General features: G+C 45.2%; 17 protein-coding genes and 1 tRNA gene. 11 read left to right on the forward strand and 7 right to left on the reverse strand.

Features of this window, described 5'->3' with window-relative positions:
- From KBW69_RS10000 to KBW69_RS10015, 4 genes are all read left to right on the forward strand, one after another.
- On the forward strand, window positions 1-647 hold a 647-nt coding region (locus tag KBW69_RS10000; RefSeq protein ID WP_373690688.1), incomplete at its 5' end, for a transposase.
- Between the two features lie 209 nt (window positions 648-856).
- Window positions 857-1,006, forward strand: a complete 150-nt coding sequence (locus KBW69_RS10005) for a phage portal protein (protein WP_257280771.1) — start codon at window positions 857-859, stop codon at window positions 1,004-1,006.
- A gap of 295 nt (window positions 1,007-1,301) precedes the next feature.
- Entirely contained in the window at window positions 1,302-1,610 is a 309-nt protein-coding gene (locus KBW69_RS10010) for a type II toxin-antitoxin system RelE/ParE family toxin (RefSeq protein WP_257280772.1), read from the forward strand.
- A 41-nt stretch (window positions 1,611-1,651) separates the two neighbouring features.
- Entirely contained in the window at window positions 1,652-1,975 is a 324-nt protein-coding gene (locus KBW69_RS10015; RefSeq protein ID WP_257274214.1) for a helix-turn-helix domain-containing protein, read from the forward strand.
- Window positions 1,976-1,992: 17 nt separating this feature from the next.
- On the opposite strand, the gene KBW69_RS10020 is transcribed toward KBW69_RS10015, so the two are convergent.
- From KBW69_RS10020 to KBW69_RS10030, 3 genes are all read right to left on the reverse strand, one after another.
- Window positions 1,993-2,190: a hypothetical protein gene (locus KBW69_RS10020; protein WP_257280773.1), complete on the reverse strand. Its 198-nt coding sequence runs from the start codon at window positions 2,188-2,190 to the stop codon at window positions 1,993-1,995.
- A gap of 218 nt (window positions 2,191-2,408) precedes the next feature.
- Entirely contained in the window at window positions 2,409-2,699 is a 291-nt protein-coding gene (locus KBW69_RS10025; RefSeq protein ID WP_257280774.1) for a helix-turn-helix domain-containing protein, read from the reverse strand.
- Entirely contained in the window at window positions 2,680-2,973 is a 294-nt protein-coding gene (locus KBW69_RS10030) for a type II toxin-antitoxin system RelE/ParE family toxin (RefSeq protein ID WP_257280776.1), read from the reverse strand. The genes KBW69_RS10025 and KBW69_RS10030 overlap by 20 nt, the downstream gene beginning before the upstream one ends.
- A 177-nt stretch (window positions 2,974-3,150) precedes the next feature.
- Here KBW69_RS10030 and KBW69_RS10035 point away from each other — a divergent pair.
- The 4 genes from KBW69_RS10035 to KBW69_RS10050 all read left to right on the forward strand — a co-directional run bounded on the left by KBW69_RS10035 (window position 3,151) and on the right by KBW69_RS10050 (window position 8,669).
- A tRNA-Arg gene (locus KBW69_RS10035) sits at window positions 3,151-3,227 on the forward strand.
- Window positions 3,228-4,074: 847 nt separating this feature from the next.
- Window positions 4,075-5,568, forward strand: coding sequence for an McrB family protein (locus tag KBW69_RS10040; RefSeq protein WP_257275858.1), 1,494 nt, complete (start codon window positions 4,075-4,077; stop codon window positions 5,566-5,568).
- Between the two features lie 13 nt (window positions 5,569-5,581).
- Window positions 5,582-7,909 carry a restriction endonuclease-like protein gene (locus KBW69_RS10045; RefSeq protein ID WP_257280777.1) on the forward strand — a complete coding sequence of 776 codons (2,328 nt, stop codon included), beginning with the start codon at window positions 5,582-5,584 and terminating at the stop codon, window positions 7,907-7,909.
- A gap of 277 nt (window positions 7,910-8,186) precedes the next feature.
- Window positions 8,187-8,669 carry a very short patch repair endonuclease gene (locus KBW69_RS10050; RefSeq protein ID WP_257280779.1) on the forward strand — a complete coding sequence of 161 codons (483 nt, stop codon included), beginning with the start codon at window positions 8,187-8,189 and terminating at the stop codon, window positions 8,667-8,669.
- Between the two features lie 109 nt (window positions 8,670-8,778).
- Here the strand turns inward: KBW69_RS10050 and KBW69_RS10055 are convergent, their stop codons facing one another.
- Window positions 8,779-9,609, reverse strand: coding sequence for a hypothetical protein (locus KBW69_RS10055; protein ID WP_257280780.1), 831 nt, complete (start codon window positions 9,607-9,609; stop codon window positions 8,779-8,781).
- A gap of 215 nt (window positions 9,610-9,824) precedes the next feature.
- The gene (locus KBW69_RS10060; RefSeq protein ID WP_257275863.1) at window positions 9,825-12,836 is read right to left on the reverse strand and encodes a hypothetical protein; all 3,012 of its coding nucleotides are present in this window, start codon (window positions 12,834-12,836) and stop codon (window positions 9,825-9,827) included.
- Window positions 12,837-13,174: 338 nt separating this feature from the next.
- Between KBW69_RS10060 and KBW69_RS10065 the strand changes: the two genes are divergently transcribed.
- Together KBW69_RS10065 and KBW69_RS10070 are read left to right on the forward strand one after the other, a co-directional pair.
- Window positions 13,175-14,749, forward strand: a complete 1,575-nt coding sequence (locus tag KBW69_RS10065; protein ID WP_257280781.1) for an NTP/NDP exchange transporter — start codon at window positions 13,175-13,177, stop codon at window positions 14,747-14,749.
- A gap of 188 nt (window positions 14,750-14,937) precedes the next feature.
- The gene (locus KBW69_RS10070; RefSeq protein ID WP_257280782.1) at window positions 14,938-16,299 is read left to right on the forward strand and encodes an OprD family porin; all 1,362 of its coding nucleotides are present in this window, start codon (window positions 14,938-14,940) and stop codon (window positions 16,297-16,299) included.
- A gap of 2 nt (window positions 16,300-16,301) precedes the next feature.
- Here KBW69_RS10070 and KBW69_RS10075 read toward each other — a convergent pair whose 3' ends face one another.
- Together KBW69_RS10075 and KBW69_RS10080 are read right to left on the reverse strand one after the other, a co-directional pair.
- Window positions 16,302-17,474: a hypothetical protein gene (locus tag KBW69_RS10075; RefSeq protein WP_257280784.1), complete on the reverse strand. Its 1,173-nt coding sequence runs from the start codon at window positions 17,472-17,474 to the stop codon at window positions 16,302-16,304.
- A gap of 96 nt (window positions 17,475-17,570) precedes the next feature.
- Complete coding sequence (locus tag KBW69_RS10080; protein ID WP_257280786.1) at window positions 17,571-18,374, reverse strand: hypothetical protein; 804 nt, start codon at window positions 18,372-18,374, stop codon at window positions 17,571-17,573.
- Window positions 18,375-19,221: 847 nt separating this feature from the next.
- Here KBW69_RS10080 and KBW69_RS10085 point away from each other — a divergent pair.
- A complete protein-coding gene (locus tag KBW69_RS10085; RefSeq protein WP_257280787.1) occupies window positions 19,222-19,920 on the forward strand; it encodes a SapC family protein in 699 nt (232 codons plus the stop codon).
- Window positions 19,921-19,933: the final 13 nt, after the last annotated feature.

Here is a 19,933-nt window from a genome sequence, read left to right on the forward strand (position 1 = left end):
TGAGTCATTCGGAGCTGGCTCGCGTGGACGAATTTGTTGAAGAGTATCGAAATCGTTTAACGAACATCAGCTGGTTCATGCGATGCCTGAATGAGTATCTTGCCCGTGAGGCTAACCAGGAAGATGGCTGCAAAGGTCGCTTCTGGGAAGGGCGTTTTAAAAGTCAGGCGTTGTTGGATGAGGCAGCGTTGTTGACCTGCATGGCCTATGTTGACCTGAATCCGCTCCGTGCCGAAATGGCGGAAACTCCAGAAGGGTCAGACTACACGTCGATCCAGGAACGAATTGAAAATTTGGCAGGTTCGGACACCCGTAAGCAGCCAATCACCCTTATGCCTTTTCGATCACAGGGGCAAAATCCGGCTAAGGCATTGCCTTATATTCTTCACGATTATCTTGAACTGGTTGACTGGAGTGGGCGTGCAGTCCGATCTGATAAGAAAGGTTTAATCCCTTCTGATATCCCACCCATTCTGACCCGACTGGAAATTGATTCAAATGAATGGCTCAAAACCATGAGATATAATAACCGCTTCTATCGGGCAGTGGGCAGGCTGGAAGCCATGAAAACTTTTGCTCAGGAAGCGGGGCAGCAATGGGTACAGGGGTTGTTTATCTGTAGTCGTTTATTTCATGGCATAAGTTGATTGCCCGAACTTTCCATTATTATTTGCTTCTCCTGTTATTTGGAGAGCTTTGCTATTTCTGACTTTTCCCTTTTGAGTGATTCGCTTGTCGTTTGTTATGATAAACGATCTTTTTGAGTGGTTGTCAGGGTTTGATGGGCTGCTAGGATTGCGGTTTATGGGCTGTATATTGTATAGATGTCCTGCTTCTTTTTTATATTATTATATGGATGTCCTATTTCTCCTATTTCTCCTATTTCTCATTTCTGGAAAAGCTGGTCGCTAATATTGTCGGCACTGGCATCAAGCCCAAGTCAGAAGCCCGGGATGATGGTTTTCGTAAAGAGTTACAGGCCCTGTTTCTGGATTGCGGTTTATGAGCTGTATATTGTATAGATGTCCAGCCTCTTTATTATATGGATGTCCTTTTTCTTGTCTTTTTCTTGCCTTATATGGATGTCCTTTTTCTCTTTCTTTATATGGATGTCCTTTTTCTCTTTTCTTTTCTCTTTTCTTTTTCTCTTTTTCTTGCTTCTCTTACTTCTTTCTTAGTTTATAGCGGTGTGGGCGGGGAGCTGTCAGCGAACTTTTTGATTATTTTTTACTGCTTTTTTCTCCACAGAGGAACTATATTTGTTCTAAAGTGTACAAAATTTTATACAGAGTGCTAAGCTGTTGGATAACGAAAAACCGATTTTCTGGATGGGCAGCTCCTTGGAAGACCTGCTTGAATTCCCGGATTTGGCCAAGCGAGAAGCGGGTTATCAATTAAGCCGGATACAGCATGACCTTGACCCTGAACACTGGAAGGATTTCAAGACAGTGGGAGCAGGTGTCAGGGAAATTATCATCTCGGAAGAAGGTGGTGCTTTTCGAGTGATGTATTTGGCCAAGTTTGAGGAAGCTGTATACGTGCTGCACAGTTTTCAAAAGAAAACCCAACAAACCAGTCAGCACGACAAGCAAGTAGCAGCCCGCCGTTAAAAGCAGGTTCCGGCAGAACGTAGCAAAAGGAGGAAGGACGGATGAGTATTAAGAACATCGGACATACGACACCAACAGGTGGCAACGTTTTTGCTGACTTGGGCTTTTCCCCTGAAGAAGCAAAGAAACTGAAAGAGGAAGCTGAGGGTAAAATTAAGGCGGACCTCAAGATTCAACTGATGGCAGAAATTACAAAGACCATCAGAGATCGCCAGCTGAAACAGGAAGAAGCTGCACGACTGTTGAATGTGAACAGACCCAGAGTCTCTGATGTGATGACAGGAAAGGCCAGCAAGTTCACTATTGATGCATTGGTAGACATGCTACAAAAACTAGGTCGTTCGGTAACACTCAAAGTAGCTTGAGACAATGAGGGAATACATCAATCCTCCGGTATTCCCAAAGCCTTCTCCTGCTCCGACCAGAGCAGGGGAAAGGGCTTCATAAAATCAGCCAGCATCAGGCCACCCAAGCTTCTGCCATCAATGATGGCCTTCTGAATCTCTGGCGAGAGGGTGGTCAGGCGTAAGATCCGGGAGGCATAGCTGACACTGGTAATCCCTTTTTTCTGAGCCAACACTTTCAGGTGCTGTTCTTTTGCTGTTTCCTACGCCTTCCAAATAATAAGACACCCTTATATTTGACTTGTATAGATGTCCTGCTTCTTTATTATATGGATGTCCTTTTTCTTGCTCTAACTGGCAGGCAGCCTGATCGCTTTGACATAAAGTCATGAATGTCAGCAGACTCTGAAATGAGTCTGTCGACATTCGCTGCTATTGCTGACAAGGTATAGTTTCAGGCAGGAGAAAAAGTGATGTTGAGCTTGTGCCCGGTGGCTTCAGCATATTTTTTCAGCATACCCAGGCTGGGTAGTGTTTTGCTGTTGGTGCTTTCAAGTCGGCAGATACTGGTTTTCTGTGTGCCTATTGCCCGGGCAATGTCTTCCTGGGTCATTCCGGCTTCCTGTCGCATTCGAATCAGTTCACGGCGGAGTGAGAAGAACTCTGATTTCTCTTCCATTGCGGCTTGTACGTCTTCGCGCTCAAGTGCTTTCTTACGAAATGCCTTATAACTTAAGTTTGCCATGCTGTACCTCCTTCATTCGTTGATACCCCAGATCTAAGTCTTTTTTAGGTGTTTTTTGAGTTTTTTTCTGGAACACATGCAAAATAACAACGTGATTTCCTTTAACACTGCAAAAAAGACCTCTGCCTATTCCTTCAGATCCATGAGCCCTGAGTCCATAAAGTCCTCGACCCATTAGTTTGGTATGAGGTTCGCCAAGGTTTGGACCGTGAACTTCAACCTGATCAAGTAGGTCAATGACATCAGCCAGTATCCCGGCAGGCAGTTTGTCCATGTCTCTGGCGACGCGATCACTGAAAAAATGGATTTGCCAGGTTGATTTTCTCATAAGGTGAGGTTAGCAATATTGTTAACTTTGTCAAGTTCAATCATTGGAGATGGCTGGGTTTATCAGAAAAACTATTTAGAAGGCTGGCAGCCCACCCACCGCCAGTGAACAAGTGAGTATTACGCGCTCGTAGCTCTGCTGGATAGAGTACCTGGCTGCGGACCAAGCGGTTATAGGTTCGAATCCTACCGAGCGCGCCATTTTCAGAAAGCCCTGCTTTTATAGGGCTTTTTGTCGGTTTGGGGAGTAGTTATTTCTGGCTTCCTGCCTGTTTGATAATAATCCACTGTCTTATAACTGCATGCTTGGAAAATTCTTAAAATAGCTGATTTTTGGCCATTTTTGGGCCGCTTTTTCTCTCTCCTCTCTAAATAACGGACTTCGGCCACTTTGAAGTACGCTACCTGATTTCCTATTTGTAATCAGTGGTTTGCCAGTGGTTTTTATTTTCTGGGATTAGTGTTTGGTTTGCACTTTTTTAGCGATGTGGGTGGGGAGCTGTCAGTGAACTTTTTGATTATTCAGAACGTAGTGGTAAAAAGTACTGCTCCGGGCCCGGTAAAGTATGAGACAGATGTTTGAAATTTCAGGGATCAGGACTTGAGCCCAGCTTTCGAACTCTGGTTCTCCTGATAGCACAGTCGACAGAGGCTAAGGAAACGTTTTCACCCGATTCTGTCAGGGTAAGTGATGCCCTCAGAGAGCTGGTCTGATGCGGATTAGCGCCGGTATTTCAGTTATGGTGGCTACTGAGTGGTGAAAACAATCTTGAATGTTACGGGTTAAACAGAGAATAATAGTCGGCGAAATAAACGCTTCTCCGGCGAATGAGGGAAGCAATGCAGTGATATAATGACGACTATTTTTCCCAAAGACAGAAGACCCTTAATGAATGATTTTTTGACCAGAGCAGAGGAAATTTTGGAGGGAGTTCAATATGTTTTTTAACCTCGTGTGAGTAATCTTGATCAAGCATTAATAAACGTCTATGTTTCAGCTATTTTTTTCTATACTCTTACCTGTTATTGGCCTGACGTCGGTTAACGGATGAAGATAAAGCAAGGTGTTGTTCTCGGTGAAGGGGGCAGATCACTAACAATAGAAAAAATAAACGCAGAAAATATCTATATACGAATGGCGCAAGGCAACCAATTGCGCATCATACCGGTCATCGTTGTTGGGGCGTTGTTAAAAGCGTTGGAAACAGGAAAAATTACGCTCCGGGACATTGATCGAACATATCGTAAAGAACATGATTTATCCCCTTTATTTGATTATCTTCATCTTGATTTTGACAAATATATTCTTGGTTATGACTCAACTATCAAGAGGATATGTGATTACGAGTTGAGTGCGGTTGAACCTGCAGAAGTATCTGAAAACAATCGACTCAACCTCCCCAAACCCTTCCTCCTTCTGGCCGGAATCTCCGGCACCGGTAAATCCCGATTTATCCGAAAGCAGGCAGAGTTCCATGATCCGGATGACCCTGAAGGGAACTTCTGTCTGATCCCGGTAAGGCCTGACTGGCATGAGCCCTCTGATCTCTTAGGTTATGTCTCCCGGGTTGATAAACCGAAATACATTGCCACCAAAGTGCTCGCGTTTATTATCCGTGCCTGGAAGTCGGTTGCGCCTGATGCCTCCGCAGCCGGAGCCGGAACTCTGAATTCTGCTTCACCACCCTATTGGCTCTGTCTGGATGAGATGAATTTGGCACCGGTGGAGCAATATTTTGCGGATTACCTATCGGTATTGGAAACCCGGGGTTTTAACGAGGCCGGAGAATATTGTTGTGAACCGTTGCTGGACTTGCAGGCACTGAATCAATCCGGTGACCTGAAGCTTCAGGCGGATTTAGGGCTGACAGAAGATCCGCTGTGGGATTACTTTCAACAGCACGGCATCGGCATACCACCCAATCTGTTGGTGGCCGGTACCGTTAATATGGATGAAACCACACATGGTTTTTCCCGAAAGGTGATTGACCGGGCGCTGACTTTGGATTATGGCGAGTTTTATCCTAATGATTATGGTCAGTTCTTTGAGGGACAACCGGAGAATAAAGTATTTCACTGGTCAGTGTTGACCTCGGCCAGGCGGGAGCAGCTGACAGGTACCTTCGACACTGATGGAAAGCGTACGGTAGCCTTTCTTGACCGGGTGAATCAGGTGCTTAAACGAACCCCGTTTGAACTGGCCTATCGTGCCCTGAACGAGTTGTTGCTCTATGTGGCGTGTTTGCAACCCGGGGATGAGCAAACGCTACAGGCAGTTTGGGATGATTTCATGATGACCAAGGTCCTGCCCCGCATTGATGGTGATGAGGATAAGCTGCGAGTGGTGATCGGTGAGGATGCGGTTAACCTGTTGGATAAACTGACCGACGAGCTCAAAGAATTATTGCCCGATATTTGGGATGGGCAGCGTCCGGACCTGTTCCGTGATGTGAAAAAAGGCATCCCGTGTCGCTCCCGCAAAAAACTGGAGTGGATGAAAGCGCGGCTTGAGAGCCATACCTTTACCAGCTATTGGCCCTGAGTGAGTTGAGATTATGCCGGAACTGGCCGTTATTGAAACCGGGCATTTTGATTGCGTCATTTGGTCAAAAGATATTCGTTCGAGTCAGCGGCGGCTGGAACGAACGCTGACGGAACGTGGCAATGCTGTGCCAACTTCTGAGGTGCGGTTTTCTCCCCCGTTATTGTTAAAACATACTACAGAGCCGGTGTTTGAATTATGCCTTGGTGAAGCGGTCTTCTTTGAAAACAAATATTACGAGATTGAGTTTCTGTTTCACCAGCCACCGGAAGAGGGAGATCCGCTGCCGTCGGTGCAACATAAGCTAAAGGTTATTGAAGAGTCTTTTCATTTCAGCCGCCGTAGCTGCTCTTTACGGGGAAGTATCAATGCGGGCAATCATGTCGGTACTTTTCAGTTTAAACTGGCCTATTCCTACCAGGGGCGGCTCATCGAACAGTCGATTGCTTTCGATATTTTGCCGGTGAAGATGGATATGCAGTCGGACTTCAGGGCAATGAACGAGGCTGTTGATGCTGTATTTCCACTGTGGCGTTTCTCATTGGCAGAAAGCACCAGTCATTCATTAAGCGCCGTTAAAAAGCCGCACTCCCAATTCCTGTTGTTGTGGTTTGCACGATTTGAATCCCTTCATAAGGAGTTGTTGGCCGGGCTGAAGCATGTGGTGAATGCACCCCATAGTCGGTTGATGGAGCATAAGCACACCGTTCCGATGAGCCGTTTGAGGGGCAGGCTATCCAGACAGCAGGAAGAGCGACTGGCGCTGGAAAAGGCCAATAAAAATTATGAGAAGTCTTTTACGCTGAGCAAAAAGCAACTCAACGTGGATACGCCGGAAAACCGTTTTATTAAAGCGGTGATTGGTCATGGCATTACCAGACTTACCCGGGTTCAACAGCTGGCGTGTCTGGCGGAATCGGGTAAAGTGCGTTTTTCCGCCAGCTTTATGAAAGAGCTGGAAAGTTGGCAGAAGGCTTTGCGGCATTTTCAGAAACAGCCATTTTTCAGGGACGTTGGGGAATACCGGGGGCTGAAGCGGGAGTCGTTGGTATTACAGCAAAAGCCTGGTTACGCGAAAGTTTATAAAATCTGGCAACAGCTTAAATGGTATCTCGAGCTTCTGGATGGGGCCGATCAACTCTCCTTGCGCAACGTGGCAGAGATGTACGAAGTCTGGTGTTTTCTGGAGATACGCAGGATTATTGTGGACCTGGGCTTTGAGGAGGTTCCGTGTGGACGGATACCTCTGTTAGGCACTGGGATCCGTGTTTCGTTGAAGGATGGGATGGCCGGAGCTTTTCATTTCAGACGGTCTGACGGGGTGAAAATCCGTTTGGCTCATGAACCGATATTCAGAAAGAAAGACGACCAGATCAGAACCTGGTTGGTGACTCAAAAACCGGATATTTTGCTCGAGGCTACCTTTCCTGACGGGGCCGGGATTATCTGGTTATTTGATGCCAAGTATCAGATTGAGACACCGGCGGATGATCAGGGAACCCGCTCAGGCCCCGACCGGGTGCCCGACGATGCCATCAATCAAATGCACCGTTATCGGGATGCCCTGATTCATCGCAGTAAGTTTGATGACAGAGGGTTTGTGAAAACCCGTCCGGTGTTTGGTGCCTATGTGTTGTATCCGGGCTATTTCAATCAGCTTTGTGAACACAACCCATACAGTGTCGCGATTAATGAAGTGGGTATCGGTGCTTTTAGTTTGTTACCTCAGGTTGATAATAAGGGGAGTCATTGGTTATCTGTTTTTTTGCAACAAAAACTGGGGGTTCCTGAGGCAAAATATCCGTATGCGACCAGTGAACGGTATTTTGTGGAGGATGCTGCACGAATTCCGGGTAAAGGTTATTCCATCGCTCATTATCAGGGACTGACTATTCTGGCAAGCCAGTTAGGGCCTGACCGGAATCAGGAGTATATCAACCAGTTTGAAAACGGCGATGCCCGGTTTTATCACACAAAGCTCATTGCCTTTGAGCGACAGAAAGTCCAGCAACATATCGCTACCGAAGCTCGTTACCTTGCAGTAGCTCTGGATGTCGATGATGGTGTTCAGCGACGGGTGGACTATATTTATCCGATCCTCAAAGCGGAGCGGGTGCAGAGGGGGAACCTCACGGAAGAGCAGACAGGTACTCCGGTTTTTGCCAATCCGGATGAGTGGTTCTGGCTATTTAGCCTGGGGTCTGCCTTGCGTTTGAAAATACCATTGTGGCAACAGCGTAAGGTGCATTTTGAGTTAAAGCTGGTCTCCCGGGATGACCTGACAGCGGGTTATGGATGGGATGAGCTGCCTGAACTTTATTCATCGTTAGTGAAGGAGTAAGGGGTGGGTGTTTGTTTTGTGGCAGGTCACAGTGATCTTACCGTTATTAGGTTGACTCGGCTAACGACACTTGTCGGTTAAGAGATATGAGTTGATGAAAACTGCAGATGAGGGCATTCAGTTACATTTTCATGTAGACCATGGGGTTTTTAATGCGATTCACTGTTGCTATGCATGCCTTCTTGACGTCATGAAACATTACGTTGCTCGTACAAAGTTGATGAGCCTTACTCATGAACTCCCTGAGCTATAGCATTGGTTTGTTTCTGGTATCAGCATGACAGATGTTCATACGCCTGTCATACGCAGTAAAAATATGCGGGCAATCAGAAACAGGAATACTAAGCCAGAGATTTTGGTTCGGAAGCTGTTACACTCCAGAGGCTTCCGCTTCAGGTTAAATGTAAAAACTCTGCCAGCAAAGCCCGATATTGTTTTTCCGAAATACCGAGCCGTTATTCTGGTTAATGGCTGCTTCTGGCATGGACACGATTGTCCAGTGTTTAGGTGGCCCAAGACGAGAACGGAATTCTGGAAGGAAAAAATTACGGGGAATCAGCAGCGAGATAAAAGAAACCTCATGAATCTTCAAGCCGCTGGCTGGAGGGTGCTGACTTTATGGGAGTGCGCTCTGGGGGGGCGATACAAATTGCCTTTGGATATTATTGCCGACCTGATTGAAAACTGGTTGCTGGTTGGGGGCGAGACTTCTGTTGAGATACAGGGGGGGGTGTTAGCTTGGGCTGAAAAGCTTTTCTAAACCCTTCAAACTACAAATTTTTGACCGTTTTGAGTTTGAAGTGACGGGTTGGGTTGCTGGAGGGGTTCGAGGCTATTTCGCCAGCCGGGGTACAGTGAAAGCAGTAAAGTCACTCAGATTTAAGTCGTGAGTACCGCTTTCTAAAACAGTTTGTTACATACCTAACCTGCCGCACTTTAAAACGGTAAAGCATTGCATGTAGATGAAGGCAAAGAGTCCCCCCATCCCTGAATTGATGAATACCAGATCTGGCAATAAAATAAATGTTTCCACCTGCTGAGACGTAGATTCCGTATTTTACTTCGCTGTAATCTTCCGTTTGAAAATAAATAAAATGATAGGTATTCATTTCCAGTCGAAGATTGCTGTTAATCCAATGACGAATTTGTTGACCAAGTTCAGTTATTTCTTCAGGAATAAGTTCATGATGCGAATCATTAAGCGGTTGATCACTAAAAGTTGTAGCGTACAGAAACTCCAGAGTTTCTATATCACCTTGCACGGTTTCCCTGTCTTGGATGGCAAATACAAAATTTGGGTCTATTTCAGTACTTTGAGTATCTGTTATCAACACAGCTCCCATGGCATTGAGATAGCCTGCCATTGGGCTTGGATCGTACTGTTTGTTCAACAGCACGGTAAATGAAGGGGTTTCAGGCGAGCCAATGTTTGGGTTTGGCATTAATGCCTGATAAAACCCATTACTGAGATGAGAGGCTAATTCAATATCGGGAGTGATACTGGTGGGATTTTGCAAACTCAGTGTTGTTATATCAACCGATTTTTCCGGACCAAGTGCTTCAACCTTCTTGCAGTCACATTTCTGCTCTGGTATTTCACAGTGGTTACATGTGTGATTAGCTGACACCTTTGTGGAAAGAATAAGCAGGTAAGCAACGAATAAAATTTGCCGAACAAAGTATTCCCGGTAGTGTTCCATTGGTTGCTCTTTTGATTTATTAAAGGGACAATTATAGCCAGTCTGGCTAACTTTCAAGTTTGAAAAGCTGGCTGCAAAGAAACTGACGCCCCGTGGTGATGCTGTTTTTTACGTCATTAGTCGTGTGTATACGTATGGGTTGGTCAGCACCCAATCATACCGGGGCTGTGGAGCTGAAACTGATCAACACTCCATACAGAAGATTCGCCATGCTCTCAACTCTCACCTTCCTCAGGCATTGACCAAGCCTGTTCCATTATTTTTGCCTTAATCATGCCGTCAGAGTAGATATCGCTATCAACAGGAGCTTTACTTTTTAATTGCTCACTGACTTTGTTGAGAATATTTTCGCTCAGATCATTCAGATCATCACGATAGGAAGCTGTCAGGGTGATCAATGCTTTTTTCAGATGGATATCATTTCCAGATAAATCTGGAGCGTATAAAATGACTCTGACCAGTCCTGAAGCTATCAGGTCAGTGGCTTTCTCTGTTTCGTCATCAGCTATTAAAAAACGGGCTTCTGAAAAACAATGAATGACAGACGTAATTATTTGTACCAGCTGGGTACGGGCATCCAGCTCTGGTTTGCCCAGGTAGAATTTTTGACGTCGAAAGGACTGTGTTAACTCTTCGTTGGCATAATCTGCTGCCATCTGCTCATGCTGGCTATGGGATGCCGCAACATTCAGCATTGCCTTGCGAGAATGGGCATAAATTCTTTTTCTGAGAGGGTCTGTTGTTCCGAACTCAAAAATATTGGCCAAAAAGTTGACGATTGAGCGGGAAACCAGATCTGCGTAGTGGAAATAAGCTTTCAGTGAGGCCTGCACTACAAAGCCTGTGATTCCAAGCATGTATTCGCCATAAACCGCCCAAGAATCCAGGACATCCTGAGCATATTCTGTATCCTCCTGATCACATTCAATACCCCAGTTGTTTAATATGTCCAGATAACTTGCCTTAATAGTTTTGTCGGCATAGTCTGAATCCAGCTCGGCAAGGTGAAGTAAAACCTGTTTTGCATAAAGAGGCATCAGGTTTTTTTGTCGTAGCTGGTTAAGAGCACTGCCCAATCGCGCATTTGCCAGGGCAGAGATGACCGTACTGCTGGTTTTAAATTCCGGATGATAATATCTGAGGACATAAGCGGAGTAAGCAACGACTCTGGCTGAGTCTGTGTAGTTTTTCTTCTGATTAGTCAAAAGGGTGCTCGCCAGTAACCAGCATTTTACCAGCATGGCCTCCATCGTCATCTTATAGGAGCGACTGGTTTGAGCTTCAATGCTGAGTTTCCGGTGTACAACATTCACCTTGGCGGCGAGTTCGTTCTGAATCTCTTGGTCTTCCGGATCAAGAATGCCGGTTGTGCTGCCTATCCAGTTTTTAACCACAGTTTGCAGATGCACAATTGCAGGCTCACCCACCGAACGAAGTCCGAATTCAATCATCGATAGCAGGAAGTAATAACTGGCCACTTGCCAGAAAGGTTCAGTTTTTTCCACTCGATAAAGTCCACTGGCTTTTGGTGTAAGTTTCTTAATTGTGAGAGGCTTGATCAGAGCGGTTATCAATGAATACCCGAGAGCCGCACCATGTATTGTTGCTGTCGCCACAGTCTCTCTGTCAGGCAAATAGTGGTAATAGAATGGAGAATCTTCTTCGGGTCTATTTATCTCTTCGGGGGGGCAGCCTTCTGCGGGGCAACTATCCGTCTGGTTATTGGTTATCTTTGAATGGGAGGCAACAGATTTCACGTCATCCAAAGACGCCTTGGCCCAACTCTCAGCAAGCTTCTTGTACCCTTCAAAGTCAAAACAATGAGGGTCAAGAATTTCAACCTGTTTGTAGATCTCATTAACTTCAGATGCAGATTTAAGGGGCTGATAAGCCAACAAAAGGCTTCTCATGAGTGTGTCCCCGGCATTGACTTCAACGATCTCCCGATAATTCTGCACCAGGGCACCGGCTAAAATACGGGATTTTTCGGAGGGAGTTCTGTAGGCATCTGCAAAGTGGATAATCAGTATTTCCAGCGCCCTCTGGCTATTTGACCGGGCAAAGTTGGGTTGCTCAGCCAGGATCATCCCTGCTTTTTTTTGCAAAGTGCTGAAATACTGGTTGGTATACTCAGAGATACCGGATGTTCTGTTGACCGACGACCCGGTATTAATAGCACCCCAGTTTTCAAGGGAGCGCCTTGACTGGGAAGCGAAGCGTTCCATATTTTCTTTTGTAGTTGACAGTCCGACTATTTTGGAAAAGTGTTTAGCGATCGCTATAACAGCGGGATGTTGTTTATCAACAAAATAAAGGAAAGTTCCGGGCACAGAAACACCTAAAATAAAAATACTGTTTCTGATTTGATCTTTCGAAACATTTTTGAGCAGTGACTTAATAAACCCTGTTTCACCGGTGTTAGAATTAGAGGCAAGAACTTTCAGCTCATCTATCGCCTCGTTCTCATATTGGTGACAATCAACATTACTCACTTTCCACTGATTCAGGATGTTGCAATATCTAAGACCCATAATGGCCGACTGTTTCATCAGCGGATCCATAGCTTTCAGGTAGTATGTGATTCGAGATCTGAAACCTGAGTGCTTACGCCAGTCAATGGCCCGGCTGAAGCTGTCGTAAACACTGTCGAAAACGTCAAGGGCTTTAGTCTCCGGATGAAGGTAAACCATAGATTGGGCATTAAATGCCATCAATGCTGCGGCCGTATCTTCATCGCCTCTCGCCATAGCCAGGCTTGCGGAGGAAGACACAGTGTCAATAATGTCGAGTAGCCGGAAATAGGTTTTTCTGGCCTTTTGCGCATGAAAACTCAATATTGAAAAAGTTGATAGCGAGCGATAAAGCAAATCTGTTTGCAGTTCATCAGTCTTCTTGGTTACATGACTATCAGATAGTGCTTTATAACTGATACTTTCCAGACGGGCACTGATATTATCAGTGAGGTGTTGGCTCATGGCTCTTTGCACATTATTTTTGTGAATGTCCAGTAGCTTACCCAGAAAATCAGATTTATAAGACTTTAGATAGTGCTCAAGAGAACTGACAGCTACCTCTGAGCCCAGGGGGATTAGTCCCCAGGCGACGCCTGTCTTAAGATAATCTGTTATGTAAAACTGATGTTCGTCATCATCCTGCTTCTCTGCCCCAAAAGCAGATTGACCAGATAGTAGCAACGTGATGATCAAGTTCACCGTCATTTTCTTCATTAGTCACCTGAAAGATTGTAAAACCGGTTTTAGATATTGGTTGTTGAGCTTCACCGTAATTCGACCGCTCCAAGACCTGTAGAGAGTGTCGTGTAAGTTAGGATTCCCATACTTTTCGACCCCGAGAGTCCCAGCGCGACAGCTCATATATGTGTCTTCGAAAAGGATCAGGAATAAAATCCCACGGAGATCATGAGAACGAGCTTTCGCCTCGATTGAGCCTGAGTTCATTTCGATTTTGCTAATGAATATAGTAGAAAAAAGTTGTCGTATTTAACCTTTTCGTCTAGATAAAGTGAGTTTGTTTCAGAATTTATCAGTCACAGGGCGATAATCAGATGTCAGACAATACCGAATTCAGTAAATGGAGAGGCAGGCTTTGGCCTGTCTATGTCTTTGAGCTTAAAAAGCTTATTCCGATGATTCTGATGTTCTACCTGATACTCTTTAATTACACCATATTGCGAGACACGAAAGACACTCTGGTTGTTACTGGTGCCGGCTCGGGGGCAGAGATAATCCCTTTTTTGAAGTTATGGGTGAATGTACCTTTTGCGATAATATTCACGATTACATATGCAAAACTCAGTAATGTATTTAAAAGGAGTTCTTTATTTTATTTAGTTGTATCAAGTTTTCTGTCGTTTTTTTGTTTTTTTGCACTGGTTCTTTATCCAGCCCGTGAAGTGCTACACCCAACAGAGTTTGCAGATTACTTGCAGAGTATTTTACCGAGTGGGTTTATGGGGCTTATTGCAGTTATGCGCAATTGGACGTTTTCTCTTTTCTACGTCATGTCTGAGCTTTGGGGTAGTGTCTGTCTGTCTTTGCTGTTCTGGGGCTTCGCCAATCATATTAACCGCATCTCAGAATCTAAACGCTTTTATGCGCTTTTCGGCATGATGGGGAATTTGGCATTACCTACTGCCGGATTGTTTGTCTACTACGCTTCACAAGCTCGTGGAAATCTTGCGGAGGGTATTGACCCCTGGCAGCACTCCCTGAATTTAATGACGGGTGTACTTACTATTGGTGGCATTTTGATTATGGTGATTTATTGGTGGATCAATCGCTATGTACTGACAGATTCAAGGCTTTATCAGCCTGATGATATAGTAGCTTCCAGTAAGGAAAAATTATCGTTATCCCTGAAAGAGAGTTTTCTGCATATTATCCATTCTAAATACCTGTTCTGTATTGCTCTTTTGGTCATCAGTTATGGTGTCTGTATCAACATGGTTGAAGTTACCTGGAAACACCAGCTGCGCATGCAATATCCAAACCCTAATGAGTACAACCAGTTCATGGGGTTATTTTCCACCTGTACAGGCATTGTGACTATTCTCATGATGTTGTTTTTTACCAATAATGTTATCCGTCGATTTGGCTGGACAGTGGCTGCCCTGTGCACCCCGGTGGTTTTATTGATTACCGGATCTTTGTTTTTTTGTTTTGTTTTATTCAGGGATGTCGTACCCGATATTTTATTTCTGACACTGGGTATTACCCCATTGATGCTCACTGTCATATTGGGGGGGATACAAAACATCATGAGTAAATCGACCAAGTACTCTTTGTTCGACCCCACTAAGGAAATGAGCTACATCCCGCTTGATCCTGAAGAAAAAGTGAAAGGTAAGGCGGCAGTTGACGTTATTGGTAACCCGACCGGCAAATCGACAGGTTCGATCATACAGCAAGTATTAATAATTTCCCTGGGCTCACTGGTGGCTATCGCTCCCTACGTAGCCGTTATCGTACTGCTGTTTTTTGCTATCTGGATTGGGGCAGCACGATCATTGGGACGCCAATTTAATGCCCTCTCCAGTGCACAGAAAAAGTCGTCTAAAGCAGATCATGCAGCTGACCAAAACTCACAGACGAGCTCTGTGCAGCAAGTTGGGTCAGGTTGATTCATGAGGCATTTTTCAGAGTGCCTGAACGTCTGATCAATCATATCGAAGGAAAAATTGAATCTGGTTGGTCGGTGCCTGGGTGTCGGACTTTGTTATTAAGCAAGCTGACAGTCATCGGGTTGTCACGGAAAATGTGAAGGGGTGGCTGTCGTTCAATCCATGACGGCTCTTTAGCAGGTTTTAATATGCACTTAAAATCAGGTTTACAACCATCAGCGCTTCTTGCTTCAGGACTCTGGACTGCTGCAGTTTTATCGAGTGAATCATTACCCGATAACTCTTCCTTTATTAGTAATACGGCATTAGGCGGAAAGCTTCGGACTGTATACTATGATGTACACAACACCGTAAAAGACTCGACACTCGGAGCCTGGACCGGAGGCTTATCGCTTGATTTGAGTTCCAGTCTGGGAGAAGTGGTGGGATTAGGAGCCAGTTTCTACAGTGCTGTCAAGTTATATATGCCCGAAGAGAATGCTTATTCATATCAGCTTTTAAATGGTGATAATGAAGGGTTCAGTAAGCTGGGACAAGCCTATATCGAAGTAAAATTACCGTCAACATACGAAGACCGGTCAGTCAGCTTTAAGGCGGGACGTCAGAATTTACGTACCGGACTGATTTCCGGCTCCAGCTCAAGAACAGTTCCCAGCAACTGGAATGGATATAACCTCAAAGGCACGATTGAAAACCTGAAAATCGGTTTGGCCCTGGTTGATCAGATGTCACTTAGAAATCAGGCTGGTTTTCATAGTCTGACGAACTTTTCCGGGGAGAAAATTGATTACATCATAGGTGCTGAAGCTATCTATACACTTCAGTTTTCCCATGAGCGTGAATTGCGGCTTAAATATCGCAATGCTTTTGCCAAAGAATTTTTACAGGCACATAACGGCGATATCTTATTTACCACTTACGCAGGACAGAATCTAAAAATTAATTTGGGGGGTAGCTATTATCAAACCCAAAAAAGTGGTCGTCTTTGGGAGGGTACAGGCTGGGGCGGTTCACCATTATTTGATGATAAGGCCAGTGTTATCAATCTTCACGGGGGGCTGATGGCTGGTTCATGGCATTTTCGTGCAGGAGTCAGCCATTTTAAAGCGCCATCCAGCGCAAAAGCTTCTGGCACCCATTACACTCCACCTGGTGCTTATTATTATGATTTTGGAGCAAACACCCACGGAACCTGGGATATTAACACTTCCGGTTCTGCTGAAGATATGTTGTACGACGGTGAAACAGCATGGATGATGGGCCTTGCCTATAATTTTTCAGAATCCTGGCTCAAAGGGCTGAAGGCCGGTTATGCATTTTATTATGGCTCCGGCATGGAAGTCAGCGCTCCAGACGGCCAAAAAATAGCGGTTGCAGAACGCGAACACGACATTCATCTGGTTTATGCATTTCCAAAGACAGTGTTGGAAGGTTTGAAATTCAAGCTGAAGTACGGCCTTTATCAAAATGATAAGGCATTACGAAAAGCCATCCGCAAAGAAGAAAACGATTTGCGCATCTGGCTCGATTATGATTTCCAGATTTTCTGATTTCATTCTGGGGTACTGTCGCCTTGGGGAGGCCTGATGACGGCATAAAAGCGTCGGCAACGTTCCATTTCAGCCTGATATCTTCTTTTAAAGGATGGGCTAAGGGTTGTCAGTCTTTCCCAGCTTGTTGACACGGTTACCCTGGGATCAACAACCCGGCAACGGAGATTCTCGAAGGTTGTGCTAGCCTCACGTGCATCAGTTGTCTCATAAACCCGGTACCAAGCTGATTTTATTTTCTCAACAAGAGCGGCAACCTTTGTATCTTTACTTCTTAGCATGGACTGCCATACTTCATCATCGCCCTTTTGGTATTTGATGTCTTCCAGCGTCAGTTCATTGATATACATCATGCGTCTGATGGTCTCCGTCGTCCATCGGTAGAGTGTCCGTCCCCAGGCTGTGACAAATATATTCTTGTTGAGTTCCAGGCTTGCGTCTGCCAGTAACTGTGCTGAACTCTGACTGCTAAAATACCAGTGGTTAGTGAACGGATCATGGTGAAGGGACGTTATGATTTGATCGACCTCTGCCCTGGTTAGAATTTCCCTTCTGGCTGAGCCCTGTAATATGTAATCCAGCCGGTCTGCGCATAAATCCGGCAGCTCTCTCTCAAGCATTGTAAATTGAATATTCTCAGGGTCTATGTCGTTAGGCGTCAGACCATGATTCTCTAATATTGGAGTAATCCCGTGCTTTTCCAAAAAACCTAAAAATAAGGAATCATGGTAATTAGGATTACCTGCAGAGTTTGTGGAAAAAAGATAATCTGAGACATGGCTGAATGCCGTGTGAGATATATCGTGGAGTAACCCGCTGACTTGCTCCTCAAAAGGGGCCGTAAAATAATTCAGAAGATAAAGTACCCCAAGGGAATGGTCATAACGGGTATAAGATTCATTGTTATGCCCTTCAGAGTCAATCAGCTGAATAATGCCATATTGATTAATGAGCTTCAGTCTTTTAACAGGTTGACTGTTTATCAGTTCTGAAAATAAAGGAGCCTGGGTAAGATTAAGCTCTAATACTCCATAATATGTTTCTATCTGCTCTGGATCACGGCTATTGGCTTTGGCCAGAAAGCCCAAAACACATAAATGGACTAAAAGCACCTGCCACGAGAAGCGTTGTAGATGATGTAGGCGCGACGCAGGCAGAGTACGACAGATGATCATTTGAGGTACCTTAAAACACTGCTAAACGGAAGTTAGCTTTAAAGCGGTGTTTGCCAGTATAGTCGCTACCTCTGCCCGCTTTATCTAAACTGGCTGTCAGTTAAACAATGTGTGTAAATAATCCAAAGGAGCATAAAATTTTTTCCACTGATTCCGGGCTGTTTCCGTGAGACTTTCTTCAAGTGAGATACCATAAACTGCATGGTTTGAAACGCCATTAATCAGAGCGAGAGCCAGTGCAGGAGCGAGGATAATGGCGAGGTTTTTCAATAAATGTTTTGAGTTCAATGGTGAGCTGGTCGACATGTCCAGTTTTAACATGAGAGACAACAGAGAAAACTTAACAAAGGTTCCGACTCCGGCCCCGATTCCGAATCCGACTCCATCTCTGATTCCAGCAAGAGTTCCAGCATCTCCTCTGACTCCGAATAAGATTCCGGGTGCGGCTCCAGCCATGGTGGTAAATACGGGCGTGGCTCTGGCCCTTAGGAGCTTCGCGACTGCGGGTGCGACTAAGACCAGGGCTGCAGCTCTATCGATATTACTATCATCTGGGTTGAGTGCTGATAAAGAGATTGTTGCTGAAATTATCCCTGTCAATGCAGAAGACACTGCATAAGCAAAGGCTGCTTTTGCAGGTCTGAAGCCTTTGGCTATCATTTCCCAATAAATGATTGATCCGACGACTACGCCAGCAAGGGATGATAATGAGATCTTCTCACCATAAGCATAACGTGAAGGTTGGATGGCAACTTTATTCTGATACCGTAAAGTCTGGGTGATAAGAGTTCCGGCTACGGTTCTTGATACTGTCTCACCAGAAAACATAGCCAGGATTGCCAAAGGCAGAGTATGGTGCCTGTGCTTGCTGATAGTTTGATAGCCAATAAAACCACTCACTCCTAACGTTGTAAATCGTAGAGGCTGCCACCAGGCCTGTTCAACGGGCCAGGGCGAGACGTGTCCGGCCAAAGCAACCTCAGTAGTGGTGACAGCAGCTGCCAGTTGATTGCAGTTACAGAAAGATAATCTGTGTTGGCGTACTTCAAACGCCTCAGTGGTGGAGAGACCAAACCTACCCGCAAGGGCAGATACCAAATTGGGTGATTGGCAGATGGTGTACCAGAATCCATAATTTAACAAAGTGGAAACTGCCAGTCCGTTAGTGCTGCCAGTGAGTTTCAGACTGCTTTCAACCAGCGATGCATTATTGTAGTGACTCAAAAAGTCAAATTGTTCTTTTTTCAGTGCCACTGAATGGGCGACAGAACACATGAAAAATAAGCATGAAAGTAGCGGGAATAATCTGCCAGATGTTTTCATGAAGCCTGTCCTGAATCCGAGTAACTGATTGAGCAAAAAAGTTCCGAAATAAATAGGGCATCCATATATTTAACTAATCCTCAAGTTTAGCTATTTTTCCCCTGTTTCCAATTCTTGCCGTTGTAGCAGTAGATCCCGTGACTCGAGCCCGAAGCAGCCAGATTAATTCAGGTTTGATTTCTTATTATCAACGCGTGTCTCGCTGTGTTCGTCGGCTGTGGACACTTAGTTTGTTATGATTTTTGCGATAGCAAGCTGTTTATTGCGATTATTGATCCCATCCAGCTTTCATCGTCTTTATCGGAATTGCAGTCGTATTTTCGACCTTGTGTCAGTATTTTGGTTTGAGTAGAGCGCGTGAACTGTGCGACAATGCTCTTGCCAAAGAGATTAAACAAGAATTATACGAGAATGGATTTCAAGCATGGCAGCATTACTTTTCTATAAAGACCCTGCACCACTCAACCGTGATCTTCACAAGGCACTCAGATATCAATCTTCCGGTGACTATTCATTTACGGATAGCGTAAATTCTGTACCACTGACCGGCATTGAGTTTTTTGAAGCCAGTCGTGATATGCCTGTACTTTTCAGTAAGGATGATGAAGGGCGTTTTTTTCCTCTGGCGCTGCTCTCACTCATGGATGCTGGCCATAAACAGCTCGATGGCGAAGGGCGCTGGGAGGACAGTTATGTTCCGGCCTTTGTCAGACGTTACCCTTTTGCTCTCACCGATGAGGGAACGGTGTGTTTTGACAAGGAATCCGCTCAAATTGGCGGTGAAGAGGGCGAGGCACTCTTTAATGATGAAGGCGAGAACTCTGAAACCCTGAACAACATCATCCAGTTTTTGAACAACTATGACCAGCAGTACAAAAACACACGAGCCTATTGTGATGAATGCAGTGAGCTGGAGTTGTTCTCGCCCTTTAATCTTCAGGTCATGGCCGATAAGGATAATCCTCTGAGGCTGGAAGGGCTGTACGTCATTGATGAGAAAAAGCTGGCCGAATTGCAGGAAGAAAAAATAAACGACTGGTTCAAGGCTGGTTGGCTGGCCTGGAGTTATGCGCACCTGCATTCTCTGGGTGCTCTCAGGCGGTTGCTGAGAAAGCAGCAATAACACTACTGCCATC

Origin of the sequence: Endozoicomonas sp. ISHI1 (assembly GCF_024606225.1) — a bacterium.
In the GTDB taxonomy this organism is placed as follows: domain Bacteria; phylum Pseudomonadota; class Gammaproteobacteria; order Pseudomonadales; family Endozoicomonadaceae; genus Endozoicomonas_A.

Bases quoted from the DNA above. Each gene is read 5' to 3' on its own strand.
- KBW69_RS10050 (WP_257280779.1), top strand. From the start codon at position 8,187: ATGACAGATGTTCATACGCCTGTCATACGCAGTAAAAATATGCGGGCA.
- KBW69_RS10075 (WP_257280784.1), bottom strand. From the start codon at position 17,474: ATGATCATCTGTCGTACTCTGCCTGCGTCGCGCCTACATCATCTACAA.
- KBW69_RS10005 (WP_257280771.1), top strand. From the start codon at position 857: ATGTCCTATTTCTCCTATTTCTCCTATTTCTCATTTCTGGAAAAGCTG.
- KBW69_RS10070 (WP_257280782.1), top strand. From the start codon at position 14,938: ATGCACTTAAAATCAGGTTTACAACCATCAGCGCTTCTTGCTTCAGGA.
- KBW69_RS10065 (WP_257280781.1), top strand. From the start codon at position 13,175: ATGTCAGACAATACCGAATTCAGTAAATGGAGAGGCAGGCTTTGGCCT.
- KBW69_RS10025 (WP_257280774.1), bottom strand. From the start codon at position 2,699: ATGGCAAACTTAAGTTATAAGGCATTTCGTAAGAAAGCACTTGAGCGC.
- KBW69_RS10040 (WP_257275858.1), top strand. From the start codon at position 4,075: ATGAAGATAAAGCAAGGTGTTGTTCTCGGTGAAGGGGGCAGATCACTA.
- KBW69_RS10055 (WP_257280780.1), bottom strand. From the start codon at position 9,609: ATGGAACACTACCGGGAATACTTTGTTCGGCAAATTTTATTCGTTGCT.
- KBW69_RS10060 (WP_257275863.1), bottom strand. From the start codon at position 12,836: ATGAAGAAAATGACGGTGAACTTGATCATCACGTTGCTACTATCTGGT.
- KBW69_RS10085 (WP_257280787.1), top strand. From the start codon at position 19,222: ATGGCAGCATTACTTTTCTATAAAGACCCTGCACCACTCAACCGTGAT.
- KBW69_RS10045 (WP_257280777.1), top strand. From the start codon at position 5,582: ATGCCGGAACTGGCCGTTATTGAAACCGGGCATTTTGATTGCGTCATT.
- KBW69_RS10015 (WP_257274214.1), top strand. From the start codon at position 1,652: ATGAGTATTAAGAACATCGGACATACGACACCAACAGGTGGCAACGTT.
- KBW69_RS10030 (WP_257280776.1), bottom strand. From the start codon at position 2,973: ATGGACAAACTGCCTGCCGGGATACTGGCTGATGTCATTGACCTACTT.